Annotated in this window: 22 protein-coding genes; 16 read left to right on the forward strand and 6 right to left on the reverse strand. The window is 33.8% G+C overall.

Features of this window, described 5'->3' with window-relative positions:
- Positions 1-370: 370 nt before the first annotated feature.
- The 4 genes from JS605_RS03290 (at position 371) to JS605_RS03305 (ending at position 4,645) form a co-directional block, all read left to right on the forward strand.
- The gene (locus JS605_RS03290; protein ID WP_203256236.1) at positions 371-1,420 is read left to right on the forward strand and encodes an outer membrane beta-barrel protein; all 1,050 of its coding nucleotides are present in this window, start codon (positions 371-373) and stop codon (positions 1,418-1,420) included.
- A 103-nt stretch (positions 1,421-1,523) separates the two neighbouring features.
- Positions 1,524-2,825, forward strand: coding sequence for an ammonium transporter (locus JS605_RS03295; RefSeq protein WP_203256237.1), 1,302 nt, complete (start codon positions 1,524-1,526; stop codon positions 2,823-2,825).
- A gap of 211 nt (positions 2,826-3,036) precedes the next feature.
- Positions 3,037-3,375, forward strand: a complete 339-nt coding sequence (locus tag JS605_RS03300; RefSeq protein ID WP_203256238.1) for a P-II family nitrogen regulator — start codon at positions 3,037-3,039, stop codon at positions 3,373-3,375.
- Between the two features lie 31 nt (positions 3,376-3,406).
- Positions 3,407-4,645 carry an ammonium transporter gene (locus tag JS605_RS03305; RefSeq protein WP_203256239.1) on the forward strand — a complete coding sequence of 413 codons (1,239 nt, stop codon included), beginning with the start codon at positions 3,407-3,409 and terminating at the stop codon, positions 4,643-4,645.
- 51 nt (positions 4,646-4,696) lie between these two features.
- Here JS605_RS03305 and JS605_RS03310 read toward each other — a convergent pair whose 3' ends face one another.
- Positions 4,697-5,362, reverse strand: coding sequence for an HAD family hydrolase (locus JS605_RS03310; RefSeq protein WP_203256240.1), 666 nt, complete (start codon positions 5,360-5,362; stop codon positions 4,697-4,699).
- 76 nt (positions 5,363-5,438) lie between these two features.
- A complete protein-coding gene (locus JS605_RS03315; protein WP_203256241.1) occupies positions 5,439-8,030 on the reverse strand; it encodes a phosphoenolpyruvate carboxylase in 2,592 nt (863 codons plus the stop codon).
- 434 nt (positions 8,031-8,464) lie between these two features.
- Here JS605_RS03315 and nadA point away from each other — a divergent pair, with 434 nt between their 5' ends.
- Positions 8,465-9,391 (forward strand): quinolinate synthase NadA, encoded by a 927-nt coding sequence (nadA, locus tag JS605_RS03320; protein ID WP_203256242.1) that lies wholly within the window; start codon positions 8,465-8,467, stop codon positions 9,389-9,391.
- A gap of 3 nt (positions 9,392-9,394) precedes the next feature.
- On the forward strand, positions 9,395-10,963 hold the full coding sequence (nadB, locus tag JS605_RS03325; protein ID WP_203256243.1) for an L-aspartate oxidase: 1,569 nt from the start codon (positions 9,395-9,397) through the stop codon (positions 10,961-10,963).
- Positions 10,964-11,029: 66 nt separating this feature from the next.
- Here nadB and JS605_RS03330 read toward each other — a convergent pair whose 3' ends face one another.
- Complete coding sequence (locus tag JS605_RS03330; RefSeq protein WP_203256244.1) at positions 11,030-11,362, reverse strand: single-stranded DNA-binding protein; 333 nt, start codon at positions 11,360-11,362, stop codon at positions 11,030-11,032.
- A gap of 169 nt (positions 11,363-11,531) precedes the next feature.
- Here JS605_RS03330 and JS605_RS03335 point away from each other — a divergent pair, with 169 nt between their 5' ends.
- Genes JS605_RS03335 through JS605_RS03360 form a run of 6 tightly spaced genes read left to right on the forward strand, consistent with a single transcriptional unit; the run spans position 11,532 to position 15,682 of the window.
- Positions 11,532-12,071 carry a DinB family protein gene (locus tag JS605_RS03335; protein ID WP_203256245.1) on the forward strand — a complete coding sequence of 180 codons (540 nt, stop codon included), beginning with the start codon at positions 11,532-11,534 and terminating at the stop codon, positions 12,069-12,071.
- Between the two features lie 12 nt (positions 12,072-12,083).
- The gene (locus JS605_RS03340; RefSeq protein WP_203256246.1) at positions 12,084-12,617 is read left to right on the forward strand and encodes a GNAT family N-acetyltransferase; all 534 of its coding nucleotides are present in this window, start codon (positions 12,084-12,086) and stop codon (positions 12,615-12,617) included.
- A gap of 4 nt (positions 12,618-12,621) precedes the next feature.
- Positions 12,622-13,890 carry a discoidin domain-containing protein gene (locus JS605_RS03345; protein WP_203256247.1) on the forward strand — a complete coding sequence of 423 codons (1,269 nt, stop codon included), beginning with the start codon at positions 12,622-12,624 and terminating at the stop codon, positions 13,888-13,890.
- A gap of 55 nt (positions 13,891-13,945) precedes the next feature.
- On the forward strand, positions 13,946-14,590 hold the full coding sequence (locus tag JS605_RS03350; protein WP_203256248.1) for a hypothetical protein: 645 nt from the start codon (positions 13,946-13,948) through the stop codon (positions 14,588-14,590).
- A complete protein-coding gene (locus JS605_RS03355; RefSeq protein WP_203256249.1) occupies positions 14,578-14,940 on the forward strand; it encodes a hypothetical protein in 363 nt (120 codons plus the stop codon). The genes JS605_RS03350 and JS605_RS03355 overlap by 13 nt, the downstream gene beginning before the upstream one ends.
- Before the next feature lie 46 nt (positions 14,941-14,986).
- Positions 14,987-15,682 carry a hypothetical protein gene (locus JS605_RS03360; protein WP_203256250.1) on the forward strand — a complete coding sequence of 232 codons (696 nt, stop codon included), beginning with the start codon at positions 14,987-14,989 and terminating at the stop codon, positions 15,680-15,682.
- On the opposite strand, the gene JS605_RS03365 is transcribed toward JS605_RS03360, so the two are convergent.
- The gene (locus JS605_RS03365; protein ID WP_203256251.1) at positions 15,683-16,150 is read right to left on the reverse strand and encodes a CBS domain-containing protein; all 468 of its coding nucleotides are present in this window, start codon (positions 16,148-16,150) and stop codon (positions 15,683-15,685) included.
- Between the two features lie 246 nt (positions 16,151-16,396).
- Here JS605_RS03365 and JS605_RS03370 point away from each other — a divergent pair, with 246 nt between their 5' ends.
- The gene (locus JS605_RS03370; RefSeq protein WP_239000241.1) at positions 16,397-17,113 is read left to right on the forward strand and encodes a hypothetical protein; all 717 of its coding nucleotides are present in this window, start codon (positions 16,397-16,399) and stop codon (positions 17,111-17,113) included.
- Between the two features lie 107 nt (positions 17,114-17,220).
- Here the strand turns inward: JS605_RS03370 and JS605_RS03375 are convergent, their stop codons facing one another.
- Both JS605_RS03375 and JS605_RS03380 read right to left on the reverse strand, forming a co-directional pair.
- Positions 17,221-17,682, reverse strand: a complete 462-nt coding sequence (locus JS605_RS03375) for a hypothetical protein (protein ID WP_203256252.1) — start codon at positions 17,680-17,682, stop codon at positions 17,221-17,223.
- A 45-nt stretch (positions 17,683-17,727) separates the two neighbouring features.
- Entirely contained in the window at positions 17,728-18,246 is a 519-nt protein-coding gene (locus JS605_RS03380; RefSeq protein WP_203256253.1) for a hypothetical protein, read from the reverse strand.
- 88 nt (positions 18,247-18,334) lie between these two features.
- On the opposite strand from JS605_RS03380, the gene JS605_RS03385 reads away from it, so the two are divergent.
- From JS605_RS03385 to JS605_RS03395, 3 genes are all read left to right on the forward strand, one after another.
- Complete coding sequence (locus JS605_RS03385) at positions 18,335-18,925, forward strand: HupE/UreJ family protein (protein WP_203256254.1); 591 nt, start codon at positions 18,335-18,337, stop codon at positions 18,923-18,925.
- 230 nt (positions 18,926-19,155) lie between these two features.
- Positions 19,156-19,587, forward strand: coding sequence for a deoxycytidylate deaminase (locus tag JS605_RS03390; RefSeq protein ID WP_203256255.1), 432 nt, complete (start codon positions 19,156-19,158; stop codon positions 19,585-19,587).
- The gene (locus JS605_RS03395) at positions 19,587-21,176 is read left to right on the forward strand and encodes a S41 family peptidase (RefSeq protein WP_203256256.1); all 1,590 of its coding nucleotides are present in this window, start codon (positions 19,587-19,589) and stop codon (positions 21,174-21,176) included. The genes JS605_RS03390 and JS605_RS03395 overlap by 1 nt, the downstream gene beginning before the upstream one ends.
- The last annotated feature ends 130 nt before the right edge of the window (positions 21,177-21,306 follow it).

Here is a 21,306-nt window from a genome sequence, read left to right on the forward strand (position 1 = left end):
TTTAATCGAACTCAACTTTAAAATAAGTTTCTATCAATAATTATGAGATATTTTAATAAATATTCAATTAACAAAATTTAAGCATAAATAAGAATTTGTGAATTATCGTGAATAATAGCTGATTTTGTTAAAAAAAAACGCACCAAAACAAAACAAAACTTGATGATTTTTCAAAAAATACTGTTATTGATATTTCATAAAATTTCGTTAAAAAAATAATACCCTTTAAAAAAAAGGGGGTAAAATTTGATAAATCATAAAAATTGGGCAAATACCCCCTTTTTTTTATGGGGGTAAATCTTTTTTAGATAGTTTAGCCCCGTCTTAAGGAATAAATTTTTAAAAATTAATAACCAAAATTAAAACAATTATGAAAAAATTATTTACCCTTACAATGCTTCTTTTTGCAACTGTTGTATTTGCACAAGAAGAGGAAAAACCATCTTTCACGGTTAGTGGTAGTATTGATGCTTACTACAGAACTAACTTAACTGGACCAAACGATATCGAAACTGTTGACGGCGACGGTGAGCCAATTACTCTATACCAAGCTCCTGGGTCTTCTTTTGCTAACTTACCTGGATTTGCTCTTGGTATGGCAAACGTAGTTTTTGCTTACGAAGGTGAGAAAGCTGGTTTTGTTGCAGATTTAGTGTTTGGCCCTAGAGGAACAGATGCAATTTTTGCTTCTCCTATATATTCTGCCACTGGTGACATTGTTAACCAATTGTATGCATATTGGAACGTTAGTGAAAGTGTAACTTTAACTATGGGTAACTTTAACACATTCTTAGGTTACGAGGTAATTTCTCCAACTGCTAACTTTAACTATAGTACATCTTACTTATTCTCTTATGGACCTTTTAGCCATACAGGTTTAAAAGCTGATTTTGCTTTAGGAGAAGATGCTAGCTTAATGTTAGGTGTGTTTAACGACACTGACATTACTGAATTTAACGTAACTGGTGACTATGCTGTTGGTGCTCAGTTAGGATATGCAGGTCAGTACTTAAATGTATTATACGACCCTTCATTTTTTGAAATCGATTTTACAGGTGGATTTGATTTATCTGATGATTTCTACTTAGGAATTAACGCTGCACATTTAAGCTTAGAAAATGATGGTGGTGGATTTACAGGTGTTGCACTTTACCCACAATTAGCTACTTCTGATACATTTACTATCGGATTAAGAGGTGAGTATTTCGCAGAAGACGGTGCTTTTGGTGCTATAGGTACTGGTGTAGCTGATTCTAGCGTATTAGCTTTAACTTTAACAGGAAGCTTAGAGGTAGACAACTTAACTATTAAGCCTGAAATTAGATTAGACAGTGCTTCTGATAACGCATTTTTAGATAGTGACTTAATGGCTCAAAAAAGCTTAGGTTCTTTCGTATTAGCCGCAATCTACTCTTTCTAATATATATGAGAAAAACTCAAAAAAAATAAAGAATGGAGTGAGTTCTTTATGAAAAAGGAACTCACTCTTTCTATTTTATTACTAACCATTAAAAATAAATATTATGTCATTATTAAACATGCCCCTTTTAATGCAAGATACAGCCGCCGTTGAAGGCGATATGGGAATGTTATGGATGCTTATTTCAGGTATTCTAGTATTCTTAATGCAAGCAGGATTCACATTAGTGGAGTCTGGTATGACACGTTCTAAAAACGTGGTAAACATTGCTATGAAAAACGTGTTAGATATAGCAGTTGGTTCTATTGTATTCTGGTTTATTGGATACTCTTTAATGTACGGTACTGATGTAGCAGGAGGTTGGTTCCACTGGGGAGAAAACGAATATGGCGGTTTCATGTTTAACCAAGGGCCAGCTGATTTATTTTTCCAAACAGTATTCTGTGCTACTACTGCTACTATTGTTTCTGGAGCTATTGCTGGTAGAACTAAATACACAACTTACATTATTTTCTCATTAATCATGACTGCTTTTATTTACCCTGTTGCTGGTGGATGGGAATGGAACGGCGGATGGCTAAACAATACAGATGGTATCATGCCAGCTGAGTTTATTGATTTTGCAGGTTCTTCTATTGTACATGCTGTTGGTGGTTGGGCTGCTTTAATTGCCGCTGCCTTGGTAGGTCCAAGATTAGGAAAATATATTGATGGCAAAGCCGTAAACATTCCAGGACATAACAAACTATTAGCCACACTAGGTGTTTTTATCCTTTGGTTTGGATGGTTTGGATTCAACGGAGGTTCTCAATTAGCTTGGGGTGGAGATGATGCTACAGGTGCTTCTATGGTAGTTTTAGTAACCAACTTAGCTGCTTCTGCTGGTGCTCTTGGTGCTTTATTCTTATCATGGATCAAGTACAAAAAACCAAACTTAGATATGACACTAAATGGAGCTTTAGCTGGTTTAGTTAGTATTACTGCTGGTTGTGGCAACATGGGTGAGTTTGGTGCAATTGCTGCTGGTTTTATTGGTGGTATTATTGTAGTATTTGCCATGGAATTTGTTGAGCAAAAACTTAAAATCGATGATGCTGTTGGTGCGTTTTCAGTACATGGCGTAGCTGGTTTCTGGGGAACAATAGTGATTGGTCTTTGGGGAATTGATGGCGATGCTGGTATCGGATTATTTAACGGCGGTGGTGCAAACCAGTTCTTAGCTCAATTAATCGGTGCTTTAGCATACGCTATATGGGCTGTAGTAATGTCATGGATATTCCTTACTATTCTTAAGAAAACACTTGGATTAAGAGTTACTGAAAAAGAAGAAATTGAAGGTCTTGATTTATCTGAGCACGGTGCTTTGGCGTACCCAGGTAAGAGACAAAGAGAAATAGAAGATTAAGATACTCAAAAAATCTTAGATATATAGATTCGATCACAGAATCTGAAATTATTTAGTTTGATAAAAAAGGATGCTTTTGATAAAAAAAAAGCATCCTTTTTGTATGTTTTTTAATAAACCAATAATAGTTTTCTATTAATAGAGCATAATACTTAGTCAGTCTAATATTTTTCTATTTTTGAAAGCTAACTATTTAAAATAAAGCCACATTATGAAAAAAATCGAAGCAATTATCAGAAAGTCAAAATATAGCACTGTAAGGGATGCATTGCATGCTGTGGGTGTTAATTTTTTTACTTATTGGGACGTAACAGGTTTAGGTAACGAGAAAGAAGGGCATGTATACAGAGGTGTATCTTATAGCACCAGCGATATTCAGCGTAGGTATCTTTCTATTGTAGTAAATGATGATTTTGAGGAAATTACCATTAAAACCATTTTAGATTCTGCCGCTACTGGAGAAGTAGGTGATGGAAAGATTTTTGTTTCTGATGTGAACGAATGCTACAGAATACGAACAGGAGAAAAAGGAGGAGATACTTTAAAATAAAACCAAAAATTTATATAGATAACTAATTATTATGGAAGGATTATTTACAGCAAATAATGTATGGATGATGATCTGTACAGCACTAGTATTTTTTATGCATACAGGATTTGCATTTTTAGAGATTGGATTAACGAGACAAAAAAACACCATCAACATTTTATTTAAAAACATATTCATCATAACCGTTGGACTGCTATTATATTATATTCTAGGGTTTAACTTAATGTATCCAGGTTTTGAAGAAGGCTCTGCTGGTTTTTTCGATTTTGCAGGTTTTGGTATTGCGCCACCTGAGAACGGAATGACTCCTGAGTATGCAGACGGTGGTTACACTTGGTGGACAGATTTCTTGTTCCAAGGGATGTTTGCCGCAACAGCTGCTACTATTGTATCGGGTGCTGTAGCTGAACGTATGAAAATAGGCCCATTCATGTTATTTACCGTGCTTTATGTAGGTATCGTATATCCACTTGCTGGCTCATGGAAATGGGGTGGTGGATTTTTACAAATGAGAGAAACACCTTTTTATGACTTTGCTGGTTCTACTTTAGTACATTCCGTAGGTGGTTGGGCAGCTTTAATTGCTGTATGGTTATTAGGTTCTAGAATAGGGAAATTTAAAAACGGAAAACCACAGGCAATTCCGGGACATAGCATTCCTATGGCTACAGCCGGTGTATTAATTTTATGGTTAGGATGGTTTGGTTTTAACGGAGGTTCCGTGTTATCTGCAGATCCTGAGTTAACATCTTTAACTTTAGTAACTACCTGTTTAGCTGCTGCTGCAGGTGGTGTTGTAGCTGCTTTTGTATCATTCCTAAAGTATAAGAATTTAGATTTAACTATGTTCTTAAACGGTATTTTAGGTGGATTAGTTGGTATTACGGCTGGTGCTGACCAAATGAGCCCTGAGAATGCGATAGTGATAGGAGCAATTGCTGGTGCATTGATTGTATTTGCAGTAGCATTTATTGACGCGATTAAATTAGACGATCCTGTTGGAGCTATTGCTGTACACCTAATTTGTGGTATTTGGGGTACTTTAGCGGTTGGTATCTTTGGTAAATTAGCTGGTGTAGATCAATTTATAAGCCAATTGGTTGGTATTTTATCTTATGCTGCTATCTGTATACCATCATCTTTCATCATATTCTTTTTAATGAAGAAAACAGTTGGTATACGAGTGTCTGAAAGAGAAGAGCTAGAAGGATTAGATGCCCATGAACATGGTATGGACGCTTATCCAGACTTTAGATTAAACGAACACTAATAGTTATAACAATATTAGTACAAAAAATGCCTCGCAAATTGTGAGGCATTTTTATTTTAAGAGGTTTAATATAAATTCAAAATCAGAGAAATCCTTTAGTATTGTTTCACATCCTGCCTTTTTAAGCTTACCACTCCCGTGATAATCTACACCAATAAAATCTATCCCTAATTTTAAAGTTGATTTATAATCCCATAGTCCATCCCCAAAATATACAATTTTATCAAAACCATCTGTCTTGGTTCTTAACAATGCCTCATCAATGGCAAGTTGCATGATTTTCGTTCTATCAAAGTGGTCGTTAGAGGACTTTAGAATATATTGCTCTAACTGTAAACCAAATGTACTGCATTTAAGTTTTGCTGTTTCTTCCCAACCTCCAGTAGCAAAAGCAATCTTAAAATCAGTGTGAGATGATATATAATCAATAAATTCTAGTGCTCCATAAACTGTGCTTATTTCATGAATTTTATGGTTGAGTAATTTATAGAATTCATGCTTAATAAGATTTATTTCATCTTGTGTGGGTATGCGATGCAACCATTTATCAAAAATCTCGACAGTTAACCCAGTATCTGTTACATGCTTAAATTTACTCCAATCAGCCGTTGAAAGATCTATATTATATAATGTTTTAAAAACGTCTTTAAAACAATCGTCATCAACCCTAACAGAGTCTAATAAAGTTCCATCTATATCAAATACTATCAATTTCATCATTAAGCGTTAAAAGAAAACCCTAATTCACTATTTTGCAAATTAGGGTTTTTAGCTTTAATATGTAAATTGGTGTTTACGCCGAATTTCTACTAGCATTAATATTTCCAAATAGAGAGCGTGTTACTATTTTTTCAAAAATTAACCTCTGGGGATCATCTTTAGGTACATCGGCTTTATCAAAGTCTTGTACCTTTTTAAGCGCATATTGCTGTATAGTTAATAACGGCAATACAATAGACTCCCTAACTTGAATAGATGCTTTTCCTGCAGGCTCATTTTCCATTAACTCCTCATAACCTGTAAGCTTAAGCAATAGCCTTTTTGTTATTTGGTATTCGTCAAAAATAATCTGCCAGAACCCACCAAACTCTTCATCTTTCGCCATGTATTTAGTTAAATCAAAGAACGATTTGGTAAGAGACATCATACTATTCTCTAAAAGTGTTTTAAAGAACTTAGAGTTTTTGTAAAGATTTACAACTTTATCCCATTCGCCATTATCTTCGTACTTCTTTAAAGCAGTCCCTACCCCATAAAAACCTGGTACATTTTGTTTTAATTGACTCCAAGACCCTACAAAAGGAATGGCTCTTAAATCTGAGAATACCAATTTATCAGACTTACCTCGTTTTGATGGTCTACTTCCAATATTTGTTTTAGCGTAGTATTTTAAGGTACTCATACGCTCTAAATATGGAATAAAGCATTCGTGGCTCTTAAAGTCTTTGTACATCTGGTAACTTGTCTCAGCTAAATCGTTCATTACCGCCCTATCTTCATCAGACAAACGATTCTTATCACCATCAATTCTGTTTTTAATACCAGAACTAATTAATTGTTCTAGGTTGTATTGAGAAGAATCATTGGTTCCAAAATTAGAACTTACCGTCTGTCCTTGAATGGTAATTTGCACCTCTTTATCCTCGATAGTTGGCCCTAATGAAGAATAGAAATTATGTGTTTTTCCTCCTCCGCGTGCTGGTGGTCCACCACGTCCGTCAAAGAAAATAGCAGTAACATCATACTTTCTAGACATCGCCGTTAAGGCTTCTTTAGCTTTATAAATACCCCAGTTTGCCATAAGATAGCCGCCATCTTTGGTACCATCAGAGAAACCAAGCATAATATGTTGTTTATTTCCTCTAGCTTTTAAATGTGCTCTATATTCTGGGTTTTGGTATAATTGCTCCATAACACCAGGAGCGTTTTCTAAATCTGGAATGGTTTCAAACAATGGCGCAACATCAACAGTTAAATCCTCCTTGAAGGCTACTATTTTTAACATGGCAAATAACTGCATTACGTTAAGTGCTGTTTGATTGTTACTAATAATATACCTGTTAGCACCACGCTCACCATTTGCTTTTTGGATGTCTTTTATAATGGCAATGGTTTTAAGCGTATTTCTAACCATCTCATCTTCAAAAGCATCTAAATCCTTAATATCATCTGTAGCTTTAGAAAGTATTTCAATTTGTTCTGCTTCAGATAAATCATGATAATTGCTTGGGAAAGATGAATCTCCTCTGGCAATTAAACTATCTATAACTGTAGTAAATACGCTATGGTGAATTCTACTATCCTGTCTAATATCTAATGACGCAAACCTGTAATCGAAAAGGTGTACTCTGTTTATTAAATTATTAACCTCGTTGACATATAGAGATTGGTGTTGCTCAACAATAATATCACGAATGCTTAACAGTTCATTTCTTAATTCACTTGCAGAAATAGCCTTTTTGGTTTTAAGATCAATACTGTATTCGTACATGATAGTTTCCAAACGAATAATACGCTCTTCAACCCCCCTAAAGGTTAATTTTTTCCTTAAATCCCTTAAATCTTGATAGTATTTTTTAAGGATCGCTTTTTTAAGTTTTTTAGCAACCTTTAGTGTAGTTTCTGGTTTTACAAACGGGTTACCATCACGGTCACCTCCTGGCCAGAATCCAATATTTATAATATCGTTATGCTTCTTACCATCATCATAAATATTGGTTTGTATATAATTATAAATATCTCCAAATGTTTTGTAAAATACATTCTCAAGATACCAGATTAAACTCTTAGCTTCTTGATATGGTGTTGGCTTTTTATGTTTAAAGAAAGGCGTTTTTCCTAACTGCCCAAATAAGTTATTTATACCGTTAAGATCGTTCTCTTTAATGGCTTGAGTTAAGTTTGTAATAATACCTAAAACAGACCCTGGATAGAACTGTGTAGGGTGGGCTGTTAAAACGATTCGTACTTTAAATTCTTCTAAAAAGTCTTTAAGCTCTTCTAGTTTTCCTTCAGATCTTGCATTACCCTTTAAGTTTCTTAGAGTACCTACACCATCCATATTATTTACTACGGGAAAGGCTGCATCTTCTATAGCATCAAATAATACTACTTGTCGCTCTATATATTGTATAAACCTAAAAAGAAGATCTATTTGACTCTTTTCATTTCTTCTTGCCTGATATTTTTCGAAAAACGTATTGACAATAGTTGTTGGGTCATCTCCGTTTGCAAAACCTTTTTCACATGTTTCGTGAAATAATGGCAGTAAAACACCTGTTTTGGTTACCGCATCAAAAGGTAATGTCATAAATATACTATTGTATATATTGTATTTGGACAGTACGGTTTGATTAAATCTATTTAATTTTGGTTCTACAGACATATATTCAGCTTTAGTTAAACTACCCGCAAAAATACTAAAGGTTTGTTGAAACTACCAGTCCATTTTAAGTTTTGTCAATATTTATAATTATAAGAATTCTAGTTGTGAATTTTTAAATAAAAACAGGTAAAGACGCCATCTTTTTAATTTATATGTTGTTTAAAAGGTTAAGTAAAAAACTTCTACTCGCACTTATTCACAATTTAGAGAACACTTTATGAACCTACCTCCAGAGATTCCAATTTTTGATTTTATTAAAAATTGTTACTTTTATTAATAATCAACTAACAATTTAATTAAAAGATTAAAGGTCTTTTATTACATCATACTTTTATTCAAAATACGGGGTCATGATGCATTTTTATTAAGATATTTGTGCTTTAAAAATATAAACTACCCTCAGCCAACTCTATTTTTGATTAACATTTAAATTAATGGATTTAGTAAAGGAAATAAACCGTCTTAAAAAAGAAAAAAACGCTGTTATTTTAGCACACTATTATCAGGTTGGCGAAATACAAGATATTGCAGATTATGTGGGCGATAGCCTAGGTTTATCACAACAGGCTGCTGAGACTGATGCTGATATGATTGTATTTGCAGGTGTGCATTTTATGGCAGAAACAGCAAAAATACTAAGTCCTGATAAAAAAGTAGTACTTCCTGATTTAAATGCTGGTTGCTCCTTGGCAGATTCCTGTCCGCCAGAAGCATTTAAAAAATTTACTGAAGCCCATCCTAATCATGTTGTGATAACCTATGTAAACTGTTCTGCAGAAATTAAAGCATTAAGTGATATTGTTTGCACCTCATCTAATGCGCTTAAAATTGTGAATTCAATTCCTAGGGACACCCCTATTATTTTTGCTCCAGATAAAAATCTAGGACGTTACATTATCAATGAAACAGGTAGAGATATGTTGTTATGGGATGGCAGTTGTATTGTACACGAAGCGTTTTCTATGGATAAACTCATAGAACTCCATAAAAAATATCCAGATTATAAAATTATTGCACACCCAGAATCAGAAACCCACATACTTAACACCGCTACCTACATTGGATCTACCTCTGGCATGATAAATTATGTAAAAGAGCACCAAGACCAAAAGTTTATTGTAGCTACTGAAGCTGGTATTTTACATAAAATGCAACAGGAAATGCCTAATACAGAATTAGTACCTGCTCCTGCAAAAGAAGACAATACGTGTGCTTGCAGCGAATGTCATTTCATGAAAATGAATACCATGCAAAAGCTTTATGATTGTATGCTACATGAGTCTCCTGAAATTCAAGTAGATCCTGAGATTATCGATCGTGCACTATTACCTATAGAACGCATGTTAGAGCTTTCAAAATAAATTATGATTACTACTAACTATTTAGTAATTGGCTCTGGTATAGCAGGTTTAACATTTGCCGTTAAAATTGCTGAAGAATTTCCAGACCGAAAAGTGGTTATAGTAACTAAAGATAGTGAGGACGAATCTAACACCAAATACGCCCAAGGCGGTGTAGCAATTGTTTTAGATAAAGACCAAGACTCTTTTAAAAAGCATATAAAAGACACTCTAAGGGCTGGCGATGGTCTTTGTAAAGAGGATGTGGTAAAAATGGTGGTAAAAGAAGGCCCAAAACGATTAAAGGAGCTTTTACTTTGGGGCGCAAATTTTGACACCAATGCAGATGGCGAGTTCCGTTTAGGTAAAGAAGGCGGACATTCTGAATATCGTATTATACACCATAAAGACATTACAGGTTTTGAGATTGAACGTGCACTATTAACACGAGTACATCAACTACCAAACATAGAATTACTACCCTATCATTTTGCGATAGACCTTATTACAAAACACCACATAGAAGATAAAAAAGCTGAGGATAACACGTGCTATGGCGCTTATGTTTTAAATGAAAAAACAGGACATGTTTTTACGGTTAAGGCAGACAGTACATTATTAGCAACTGGTGGTATAGGTTGTGTTTATGGCCACACTACAAACCCTGTTATTGCTACTGGTGACGGCATTGCTATGGCTTACAGAGCCAAGGCACGTATTAAGGATATGGAATTTGTGCAATTTCATCCAACTGCTTTGTATGATGCCGAAGGAGGCTCTTCGTTTTTAATCTCTGAAGCCGTAAGGGGTTTTGGCGCCTATTTAAGAAATAAAGACGGCTATAGGTTTATGCCCGACTATGATGAGCGTGCTGAATTAGCTTCCAGAGATATTGTCTCACAAAGTATTGATAGTGAATTAAAAAAATCTGGAGCATCACATGTGTATTTAGACTGTACGCATTTAGATATAGATGCTTTCATAGAACATTTTCCTAACATCTACAACGAGTGCCTAAGACGACATATTAATATAAAAACAGACTGGATCCCTGTAGTGCCAGCATCGCATTATTTGTGTGGTGGTGTTAAGGTAAACGCAAAAGGAAAAACCACTATTAAAAATTTATTTGCCTGTGGCGAATGTTCCAGAACTGGACTGCATGGCGCAAATAGGTTAGCCTCAAATTCGTTGTTAGAAGCTTTGGTTTACGCCCATAACATATACAAATACCATACAAAACACTCTATTGAAACGATAGACCTCAACATTCCGCATTGGAATGATGAAGGCACCGTGATTCCAGAAGAACATGTTTTAATTCAGCATAATTTAAAGGAATTACAAGCCTTAATGCGTGATTACGTTGGGATTGTTAGAAATAATACACGTTTAAAACGAGCTATTAAGCGTTTGGATGTTATCTACACAGAAGTAGAAGATTTATATCGTGAATCTAAAGTAACGACTTCGTTATGTGAACTAAGGAATATGATAAATGTGGCTCACTTAATCATTAATCAATCTTTAGAGCGGAAAGAAAATAGGGGCGGCTATTTTAATAGTGATAACATCAATGTTATCGTAGGCTAAATCTAATTCAAATAAAAAAGGCACTTCCCTCAAAGTGCCTTTCTATTTTTGGAACAAAAAAAGGTTTTATTTACTAAGCATTAGTAATTCGTTACATACTACTTCTGTAATATAACGTTGATTACCATCTTTGTCTTCATAAGTTCTATTGGTTAACTTACCTTCTATGGCAACTTCTTTGCCTTTAGAAATATAGTTTTCAACTACATTTACCAAGCCACCTCTTACAACAATGTTATGCCAATAAGCACGTTCTACTTTGTTACCGCTTTTGTCTTTGTAACTATCGTCTGTAGCTAGCGAAAATTTGGCAATCTTGTTACCATTACTAAAGTTTACAATTTCAGGATCTTGTCCTAATCTACCAATCAACTGTACTTTGTTTCTAAGTGCGTTCATAATTTTAATTTTTAAATATTTAACAGTTAATACTATCGAACCTGCCTATCGATAAACAGGTCTTATGTTTCGACACTGCAAAGATGTAACAGCAGCAAAAGTTTATTCGGTAATTACACATTTAATTTCGTTTGTAAATGTTTGTAGTCGTTTGTAAACGGTTGTTTTTTTGCTATATTTACCAAAAACACAAGTAAAAATGGGCTTTGAGGCTGTTTTCGAGCAATTAAAATATAATAGTGTAGTTTTTAAAAATCTTCTAAAAGACATCCCTAAAGAAGATTATCAATGGCGACCAAAACCGGAAAAATGGAACCTTTTAGAAATTGTAGCCCATCTTCTGGATGAAGAAATTCTCGATTTTAAAGCGCGAATAAAACACGCATTATATTATCCAGAAAAGGAGTTAATTCCAATTGACCCTGAAGGATGGGTTACATCTCATAATTATAAAAACAAAGATTATAATACAACATTAAACTCTTTTTTAGAAGAGCGTACCAATTCAATTATATGGTTAAAACAATTAAAAGATGTGAATTGGAATAACAGCCTAAATCATCCTGAACTTGGGTATTTGTCCGCCGAACTATTTTTAAGGAATTGGTTAGCTCATGATTATTTACATATCAGGCAAATACTTAGATATAAATTTGAACTTTTAAAATCATCCTCTGATATAACTTTAAGTTATGCGGGAGATTGGTAACACCGTTTATTTATGACTTTTCATCTTGAAACAGAACACTTAATTTTAAGAGAACTGCGAACAACAGATTTAAATAACATGTTTAAGTTAGACTCTAATCCTGAAGTACATAGATACTTGGGTAATAAGCCTGTTAGAACAAAAACCGAATCGCAAAAAATTCTAGAAAGTGTTTTACGCCAATATAAAGATCATTGTATTGGACGTTGGGCAGCAATTGAAAAATCTTCTGGCGAGTTTATTGGTTGGTCAGGAATTCGTTTAAATACAGAGTTTAATATGAATGGATTTACCAAATATCATGATGTAGGGTATCGATTGCTACCAAAATATTGGGGCAAAGGGTATGCTACAGAGTCTGGAAAAGCAGCAATTGATTATGCGTTTAGCAAAATGGGGCTTTCTAGAATTTATGCCACAACACACGTTGGTAATCTAGCATCACACAATGCACTTTTAAAAATAGGTTTAACTTATTTAAATGATTTTTATTTTGAGCCTGAACAGTTACAACTACGCTGGTATAAAATGGAAAATAAAAAATAGTATTATGAAAACATGTTATTGTGTATTTATGTTATGCTTTTTTCCGCTATTCCTATTCCCTAATGGCGGACCTATTGATGAATCTACTATTAAAAAAGTTGGCGATTTAAAATTTATAAATATGCCCTATATAAAAATTATTAACGAGGATTTAGTTATAAGAATTGATGGAGATTATGCTGAAGTTAAAGTTGCGTACACTCTGCAAGGTGGAGAATTTAGAGATGAAAATATTTTTTATGCATTCCCCATAGATTTTGGATTTGCTTCAATCTATGAAACTCATGATTGGAATGATAATAATGTAAGCTTTATCAATTTTAAAAAGAATGGTAAGTTGCTACAACAAGAATCTCAAATCGATTTACAGACAAGTGAAGATAATACAAGAAGGAAATGGTACTTTGTAAAATTTGAAATGAAAAAAAATGAAGAGGTAAAGCTAGAGGTTCACTATAAATTCAAAGTGGGTTTTGTAGATATTGCTTATTCTAAATCATTTTATCCAGTGTTTAACGAACGAACTTTTATTTATGATTTCTCTGCAGCACAATATTGGGGTGGTAGAAAAACAACAGGTGTGAATATATCGTTGGATGTTTCTGGTTTAAAGATGCTGCATGGAAAGGTTTTAAAAGTTAATGGGATTAATTTTGAGGAAGAAAACGGACATTATACATTTCAAATAACAGACTTTAACTTTAAAGAAGCACCGAATCTTGAAGTTCAATATGAACTCAAAACACATAAATCTTCTGCGTACATATTAAAAAAATTACCTAAAAGAGAACAAATAAAAAAGATTATTACTTCTTCTCTATTGGAACAAAAGTATAGCAAAGATAATTTAGTTGATGTAGATTTTTCCACATGTTGGTGTGCAAAAACTAAAGATAAAAGTCCAAAACTAACATTTACGTTTAAAGATAGTGTTGAAGTCTCTTCAATCGTTTTTACCACGGGTTATTTAAAATCTAAAGAGACCTATTACAACAATAATAGGCTCAAAAAAGTAGCAATTACGCAACATTACACATCGTATGACACAATAAAAAGAAATTTTACATATAAGCTAGACCTAGAAGATATACCATATCAAGAAATTAATACTAATACTTTTTATGATATGGTAAAATATACTGATTCTGGAGATATGTTTATGTATACTTCAAAAATTGAAATTGATATTTTAGAAACCTATAAAGGAGAAAAATATAATGACACCTGTATTTCAGAAATACTATTTCCTGGTTATAAACCTTTTACTGATTAGTTGTTGTTTAAAAACAATTGCACAAAATCATCGTAAAACTATTCATATACATTCATTGAATGATTTTCCATTCAGTGAAAACGATTCTATTTATGAAATTCTACCAATCTATAAAGAGTATGCATATGACACTACACAGGAAATAGCATATACAGCGAAATATGTTGCAACTACAGAAATGCTTAAAAAAATTTCTGTGGGCACACACTTATTTAGCCTTTCTAAACCAAGAGAATTACCTAACACAAAATTACCATTGCACCTCTTAAAGGAAGAAATATATCAAATCATTTATACAAAAAGAACAGGTTATCTAGGGTACTTAGAAGAATTATTGAATGTCCCTTTTGTGCTTTCCCCTGAATTTTTAACAGAATTTGGACATCAAACTGACCTACGTGTTACAACAGATTGTGCAGAACTTGCTATTTATGGAAAACGTAGAGAAGGTTTAAAAGTGCCTTATTGTGGCCCGAGAGGAATTGTAAAATACTTAAGTAAAACCGATGTAGTTAAAAAAGGTATCATTCTTCACTTTGGACATCAAGTTTCAGTCTTGTATGAAGACAGAGGTATTCCAAATGCAATTGACGGAGAAGATTTACTTATACATGCGTATGAACTTAAAGCGGAGATTATTCCGCTCAAAGAAACTAATTTATACAATACTCCTTATATTATATACCAATGGAAACAGTAAATCAGAAGAAATGCTTAGAATGCGGAGAAAAAATTGTAGGTAGGATAGATAAAAAGTTCTGTAGCGATGGCTGTAGAAACACCTATAATAATCGCATTAACAAAGACAGTAAAAATTTAATTAGAAATACCAATAACCGCTTACGAAAAAACCATAGAATTTTAGAAAAGCTCAACCCTGACGGTAAAGTTACTCGCTCTAAAGCTACACTTGTAGAAATGGGATTCGATTTTAATTATTTTACAAGCATTTACACCACAAAAGCTGGAAAAGTATATTATTTTGTTTACGACCAAGGGTACTTGCCTATAGAGGGCGATTATTATGCTTTGGTAAAACGACAACGCTAATAACGTAACAATAGCATCGTTTATATGCTAACCAAACAACTAATTTATGCCAGAAGCAGCAATAATTCCTATACTTATAATTACATTAATCATTGTAATTGGTGTATTATCATATTATTTCAGCAAAAAACAAAAAATTTTAAGAAGCTTAAACAAATTAAAGGCAAAGAGCATCCTTCAATTTAGAACCAACGAACCTACTAAAGTCACTGGTAAAGTTTTGCATGTACACGAGCCATTTGTAGCACCATTTAGTAAGCGCAAATGTGTAGCTTTCGAGTTTAAGATTCAGCAAAAAAAACAACGAGGCAAAAATTCCTATTGGAAAACATTAATTGATGAAAAAAACATTCAAGACTTTTTTATCGAGCTAAAGGGAGAGGTGGCTATGATAAAACCAAAAACAAATCCTTTAAACTTTAATATGTATCTAGAGGAAGATAAACGTGTTTCGTCAGGTTTTTTAAACGACCCTTCGCCCGAATTTGAAAATTTACTGCAAGCCTATAACATAGAAAGCACCACTATTTTAGGATTTAATAAAACCCTACGTTATACCGAAAGGATATTAGAAGTAGGAGAAACCGTTACCGTTGGTGGTATTGCAAAGTGGAAAGCTTTAGACACAGCTATAAACGGCTACAACTATTCAAAAATCGCAGCTTTAGAAAGCAATGACACACAAAAAATTATTATTACCGATTTACCTGAAGCAATATCACAAAAGAAAAGGCGCTTGTAACTATTTCCAGGTTTGCCCCTTAAGCTTCATGGCTGCTTTTAAAACATCTTTTTGACTTATTTGCCCTACTAATTTTCCATTTTCCACAATAGGGAAACGACGCCGTTTAGCTTCTAAAAACTTTTTGGCAGCATCAAAAATATTCATATTACCATCAATAGTTTCTACATTATTAGCCATGTGTTTTTCTATGGTTTGGTCTTGCATCGGCATATTGTAATAGCGACTCTCACTAATTTGTTTTATACAATCACCTTCAGAAATAATCCCAATTAATTCATGTTTATCATTAACCACTGGCCCTCCAGAAATTCTATTTTTTATTAAAGCCTGCATTACTGTTTCTATACTTTGGTCTGGGGTAAAGGTTATTAAATTCCTTGTCATGTAGTCCCTTACCTTTAAAGGTGTATCATTCGCAGTCGTAGATTGTTGTCTCCTAGCACCTTGAAAACTCTTAATTCCCATAATATTTAGTTTTTAGTATTTTAAATGTAGCTAAAAAAAATGAGTTTTCCTAAAACTTCATGTGACCATAAAAAATTAAGGGATGTTACCTGTAACGAACCCTAAAGCAAGACAAAACCTCAAAGCTAACCTTATACCACATATGCAACTGTAAACCTATACATCTCCTATTACAACAATTAATAAACTTTTAAGAGATTAAGTCCCAAATTTTTATAGTTTTGGGCATCAAATTAAAACTAAAGAATGATGAAACGAATTATGATGTTGGCGTTGTTTGCAATAACACTTCAAATAGGAGCACAAAGTAACGCTGAATTAATAAAGCATTTTGAGGCCTATGGCAAACAAATGCGCTTGCAAGGCGATGTTCAAGGGATTATTAATGCGATGACGCATTTAAATGTATTAGCACCGTCTGAAGCGAGAAAAGACACCTTAGCCTACATTTACATGTCTGAAGGGAAATATATGCAAGCTTTAAATACAATTGGCATTGATGCCAAGGTTGATGATTCTGATATTGCTGTTGAAGTAAAAGCCATGTCTTTAAAAGCAGTTAAACAACCTGAGCGTGCTTTAGTACATTTTAACGAAATGTTTAAGAGAAAACCAAGCCCTGCCCTTGCCTACGAATTGGCAGAGCTAAATATGCAGCTTCAAAAATTAGATGAAGCCTTAAAGCATATTAACTATGGTTTGGCTAATGCTAAACCAGACATGATGCATGCATACTACGAACAGCAAACACCATATCAAGTAGCACTTAAAAGTGGCTTTATGTATTTAAAAGCCCTACAACTTTTTCAACAAGACAGAAAAAACAATATTGATGCCGCAGTTGATATTTTAGATGACACTTTAAAGGCTTCTCCTAATTTTAATTTGGTAAACCTTACCAAAAAAGAATTGTTAAGACAAAAACAAATAATGCAAGCCCAAGCTGAACAACCCAAGCAATAAGTACATTAAAATACATCAAAAAAAAAAAAGGACATCGTAATCGTTATGATATCCTTTTTTTGTTTTCATCAATCAAATTCATAGTTAAGAATCCTAAGCTGTTGTTTTTAATTCGAACTTTTTATTTCTAATTGATATTTCTCCCTATCGATATAATGGCTTTCAAAAATTGTAATTCCATTATCAAATATTTTTACGTCAAAACTACGTTTTATTAAATATCGGTCATCTAAATCGTTGGATAAATAAATAAATCCTGAGAGCAAAACCCAAAATCCAATCCAAAATATTCTAGAAATCTTTTTGGGAATATTGATTTTCCAAAAATGGTTGACAGATAAGATTATTATCAACCAAAAAATAAAATAGACTAGTAAATTGATCACCATTTCAGTTAGAAAATATTGAGTTGACATAGATGTGTGAAATCCTTCACACTTATAAATTAAAGGAAATCCATAGAAATAAACATCTTTTGCATCTATCGCAATTCCATACCACCATTTTGTTACAGCTCCAAATGAAACTAAAGTAAAAGGTATAATTAATCGAAATATTAATTTTTTCATCTACAAGATGTGAGTGAGTAGATAGATGTGATAATCATGAAAACCTCAATAAGGCCGCGCAATACGCTGCCCGTCTTTCTCAATTTTCTTATTGAGCTGAAAATTTAAATTAGAGTAAGACACCAATAATTCTTTTAAAACCCCAGCTAGTTCGGGTTTAGTAGTAGTATGCAATGTGCGCGCATCTTCAAACTTGTACAGCATATTCTCTACTATAGTTATTCTAGATAATACAGATTGCGTATTGAGTGTATCGGGTATGGTTTTACGTAACTCCCTTAGCAGTCCTGAAATAGCTTTTTCTTCTTCAAAAAAAGAAAAATCAGCGTTTTTAACACCTTCCATTGCTGTTCGCAATTGGTCATAAGGCTGCCATGGTTCAGTTAAAACTTCCACCTTGGGGTCTAAAGCAAATTCTAAATATTTTAACTTTTCAATATCAGCTTTAGTGATACTACCGTTTTCAGTATTTTCGGTTAGCAGCTCAGTAGGCTGTTGGGACTTATTATTACAAGCCATAACTACCAAACACAAACCCAGAATGTATAATACCCTTAAAGACATACGATACTTAAATTTAACACTTGCTATGCAAATATATATTTATGTTTTGATTAATTGTATATTTGATGAACCCTAAAATCTAGTTAAAATGTTTGATAATTTTCTTTTCAATGTAGAGTACGGCATCAAGCACGTGCTTGATATTAACGGTTACGACCACGTTTTATTTTTAATGCTACTTGCTATTCCCTATCTTTTTAAAGATTGGAAACGTGTACTGTTGTTAGTATCTATGTTTACCCTTGGGCATACACTCTCTTTAGTGTTAGCCGCCTACAATGTAGTAACAGTAGATGGCTCTCTTGTAGAATTTCTAATCCCTGTTACCATACTCATCGCCGCACTTTATAACGTATTTACTGCTGGCAAAGGTGCCCAAAAAGAACGTGTAGGTGTTTTATTTATAACAACATTATTTTTTGGATTAATCCACGGATTGGGATTTGCTAGAGAATTCCATATGCTTCTAGGAGAAACAGACAATAAACTAGTTTTACTTTTAGAGTTTGCATTAGGCATTGAAATAGCCCAAGTTATCATAGTATTTATAGTGTTATTTCTGGGTTATTTAACGCAAACTATATTTAGGTTTTCTAAACGCGATTGGGTAATGGTAATATCATCTATAGTTATTGGTTTGGTAATTCCCATGTTGATGGATAGTGATTTTTTAAACTAAGCCCGAGCTAAATAACTAGTTTTGTAAAACTTTAACGTCCGTACATTAGTAATTACACTATGAACATCTTATTTTCGTTATAGACTTTTACATTAAAGATTAGATATTTGTTGAAACTCCCAGATTATGGTCGAAAACAAGCCTAACACAAACATGTAAAGTTGGTATACTATTTAGATTGTTTAATCTAGGGAAACTCAACTAAAAGTAAGCGCCAAAAATAAAAATTGATGCAGAACAAAAAACAATTAAAATACGATAAAGCTTATTTAAGAATGGCTGAAGAATGGGGAAAACTATCGTATTGTAAACGCAAACAAGTTGGCGCAATTATTGTAAAGGATAGAATGATAATTTCTGACGGTTACAATGGCACACCAACAGGATTTGAGAATTATTGTGAAGATGATGCAGGCTACACCAAATGGTATGTATTACATGCCGAAGCAAATGCAATTTTAAAAGTAGCAGCATCTACGCAATCGTGCAAAGGCGCAACACTTTACGTTACACTGTCGCCATGCAGAGAGTGCAGTAAATTAATACATCAATCTGGGATTGTAAGAGTTGTGTATTCACGAGCTTACAAAGATGATTCTGGATTAAAATTTTTAGAACGTGCTGGAGTAGATGTACAATTTATAGAAGATTTAAACGAATAGTGCAATTTGATAGAAAATACCTGCCCTTAATACTTGGAGTTGCCATTGCAACTGGTATTTTTATTGGTGGAAAGTTAAATTTTAGCGATGCACCAGATCGTTTTTTTACAGCAAAGAGCAAAAAAGATAAGCTTAATAGGCTCATAGATTACATTGAATACGACTATGTAGATGATATCAACACCGACAGCATTGTTGATGTTACAGTTAATGGCATCTTAGAAAATCTAGATCCGCACTCTGTTTATATCCCAAGAGATGATATGGAGCGTGTTGCCGATGAAATGCGCGGGAATTTTGTGGGCATAGGCGTTAGTTTTTATACTTATAAAGATACCATAGCGGTAATACGTCCTATTGAAAACGGCCCAAGTGCTAAAGCTGGCATTAAAGGCGGGGATCGTATTATTATGGCCGACAATGACACCCTAATAGGCAATAGCCTAAAGGATGGCGAATTAGTAAAAAAATTAAAAGGGCCATTAAATTCTAAAGTAGAGCTAAAAATATTTAGAAAAGGCGAACCCGAATTGTTAACATTTAAAGTAAAACGCGGAAAAATACCTATTAAAAGCGTTGATGCATCATACATGTTAACCGAAAATCTAGGATACATCAAAATAAACAAGTTTGCAGAATCCACTTATAAGGAATTTAAAAAAGGATTAGATAAACTTATTGCTCTGGGTGCCACTAAAATCGCCTTAGATTTAAGGGACAACCCCGGAGGCCGACTGGATATTACAGAACTGATTTTGGATGAATTCCTAGAGGACGATAAACTTATTTTATTCACTAAAAACAAACGTGGCGATATAGAAAAAAGCTATGCCACTAACAGAGGCGATTTTGAAACGGGAGAAGTCTTTGTTTTAATAGATGAAAACTCGGCATCGGCGAGCGAGATTGTTGCCGGAGCATTACAAGACAACGACAAAGGTACAATCGTAGGACGTCGTTCCTACGGAAAAGGCTTAGTACAACGTGAAATGGATTTAGGAGATGGTAGCGCAGTACGCTTAACTGTATCCAGATATTACACACCAACAGGACGCTCCATTCAACGCCCATACAATAAAGGCAATCGTGAATACTATGAAGACTATTACAAGCGCATAGAAAACGGAGAACTCACTGATGAGACAAAAATTGAGATTGCAGACTCTTTAAAATTTACCACACCAAAAGGAAAAGTTGTTTACGGTGGCGGCGGTATTATTCCCGATATATTTGTACCTGTAGACAAATCCATGAACAATGAAACCTTGACATATTTGAAACGCAGAGGTGTTTTTGGATATTTTGCGTTTGAAATGTTAGAGAAGGACCGGAATGCTTTTAGCAACTACAACCGCAAAGATTTTATAGCTAGTTTTAAGGTTACTGATGATATGCTATTAGAATTTCAGGATTATTTAAATGTAAGAACGGGGTCTAATATTACTTTTGTAGCCTATCATGAAGAAGTAAAACAATACCTCAAGGCTACCTTTGCCGATCAATTATTTGGAGACGGCGCTTTTGAAGAGGTTATCAATCAACGTGATATTATGATTGATGAGGTTATTCGGCTAAGTGACGGAGAATAAATCATTTAAAACCACATTCTTAAAAAACCTACCGCTCAGCCCACTGCTTCCCCTTAAAGAACTTTAGAACCTCTTATGCTATTTTATGTTGATTTAGTCGCATATGCTATATCGCATTTTTTTCACTACT

It is taken from the genome of Hyunsoonleella ulvae, assembly GCF_016827605.1.
GTDB classification, from domain to species: Bacteria; Bacteroidota; Bacteroidia; order Flavobacteriales; family Flavobacteriaceae; genus Jejuia; species Jejuia ulvae.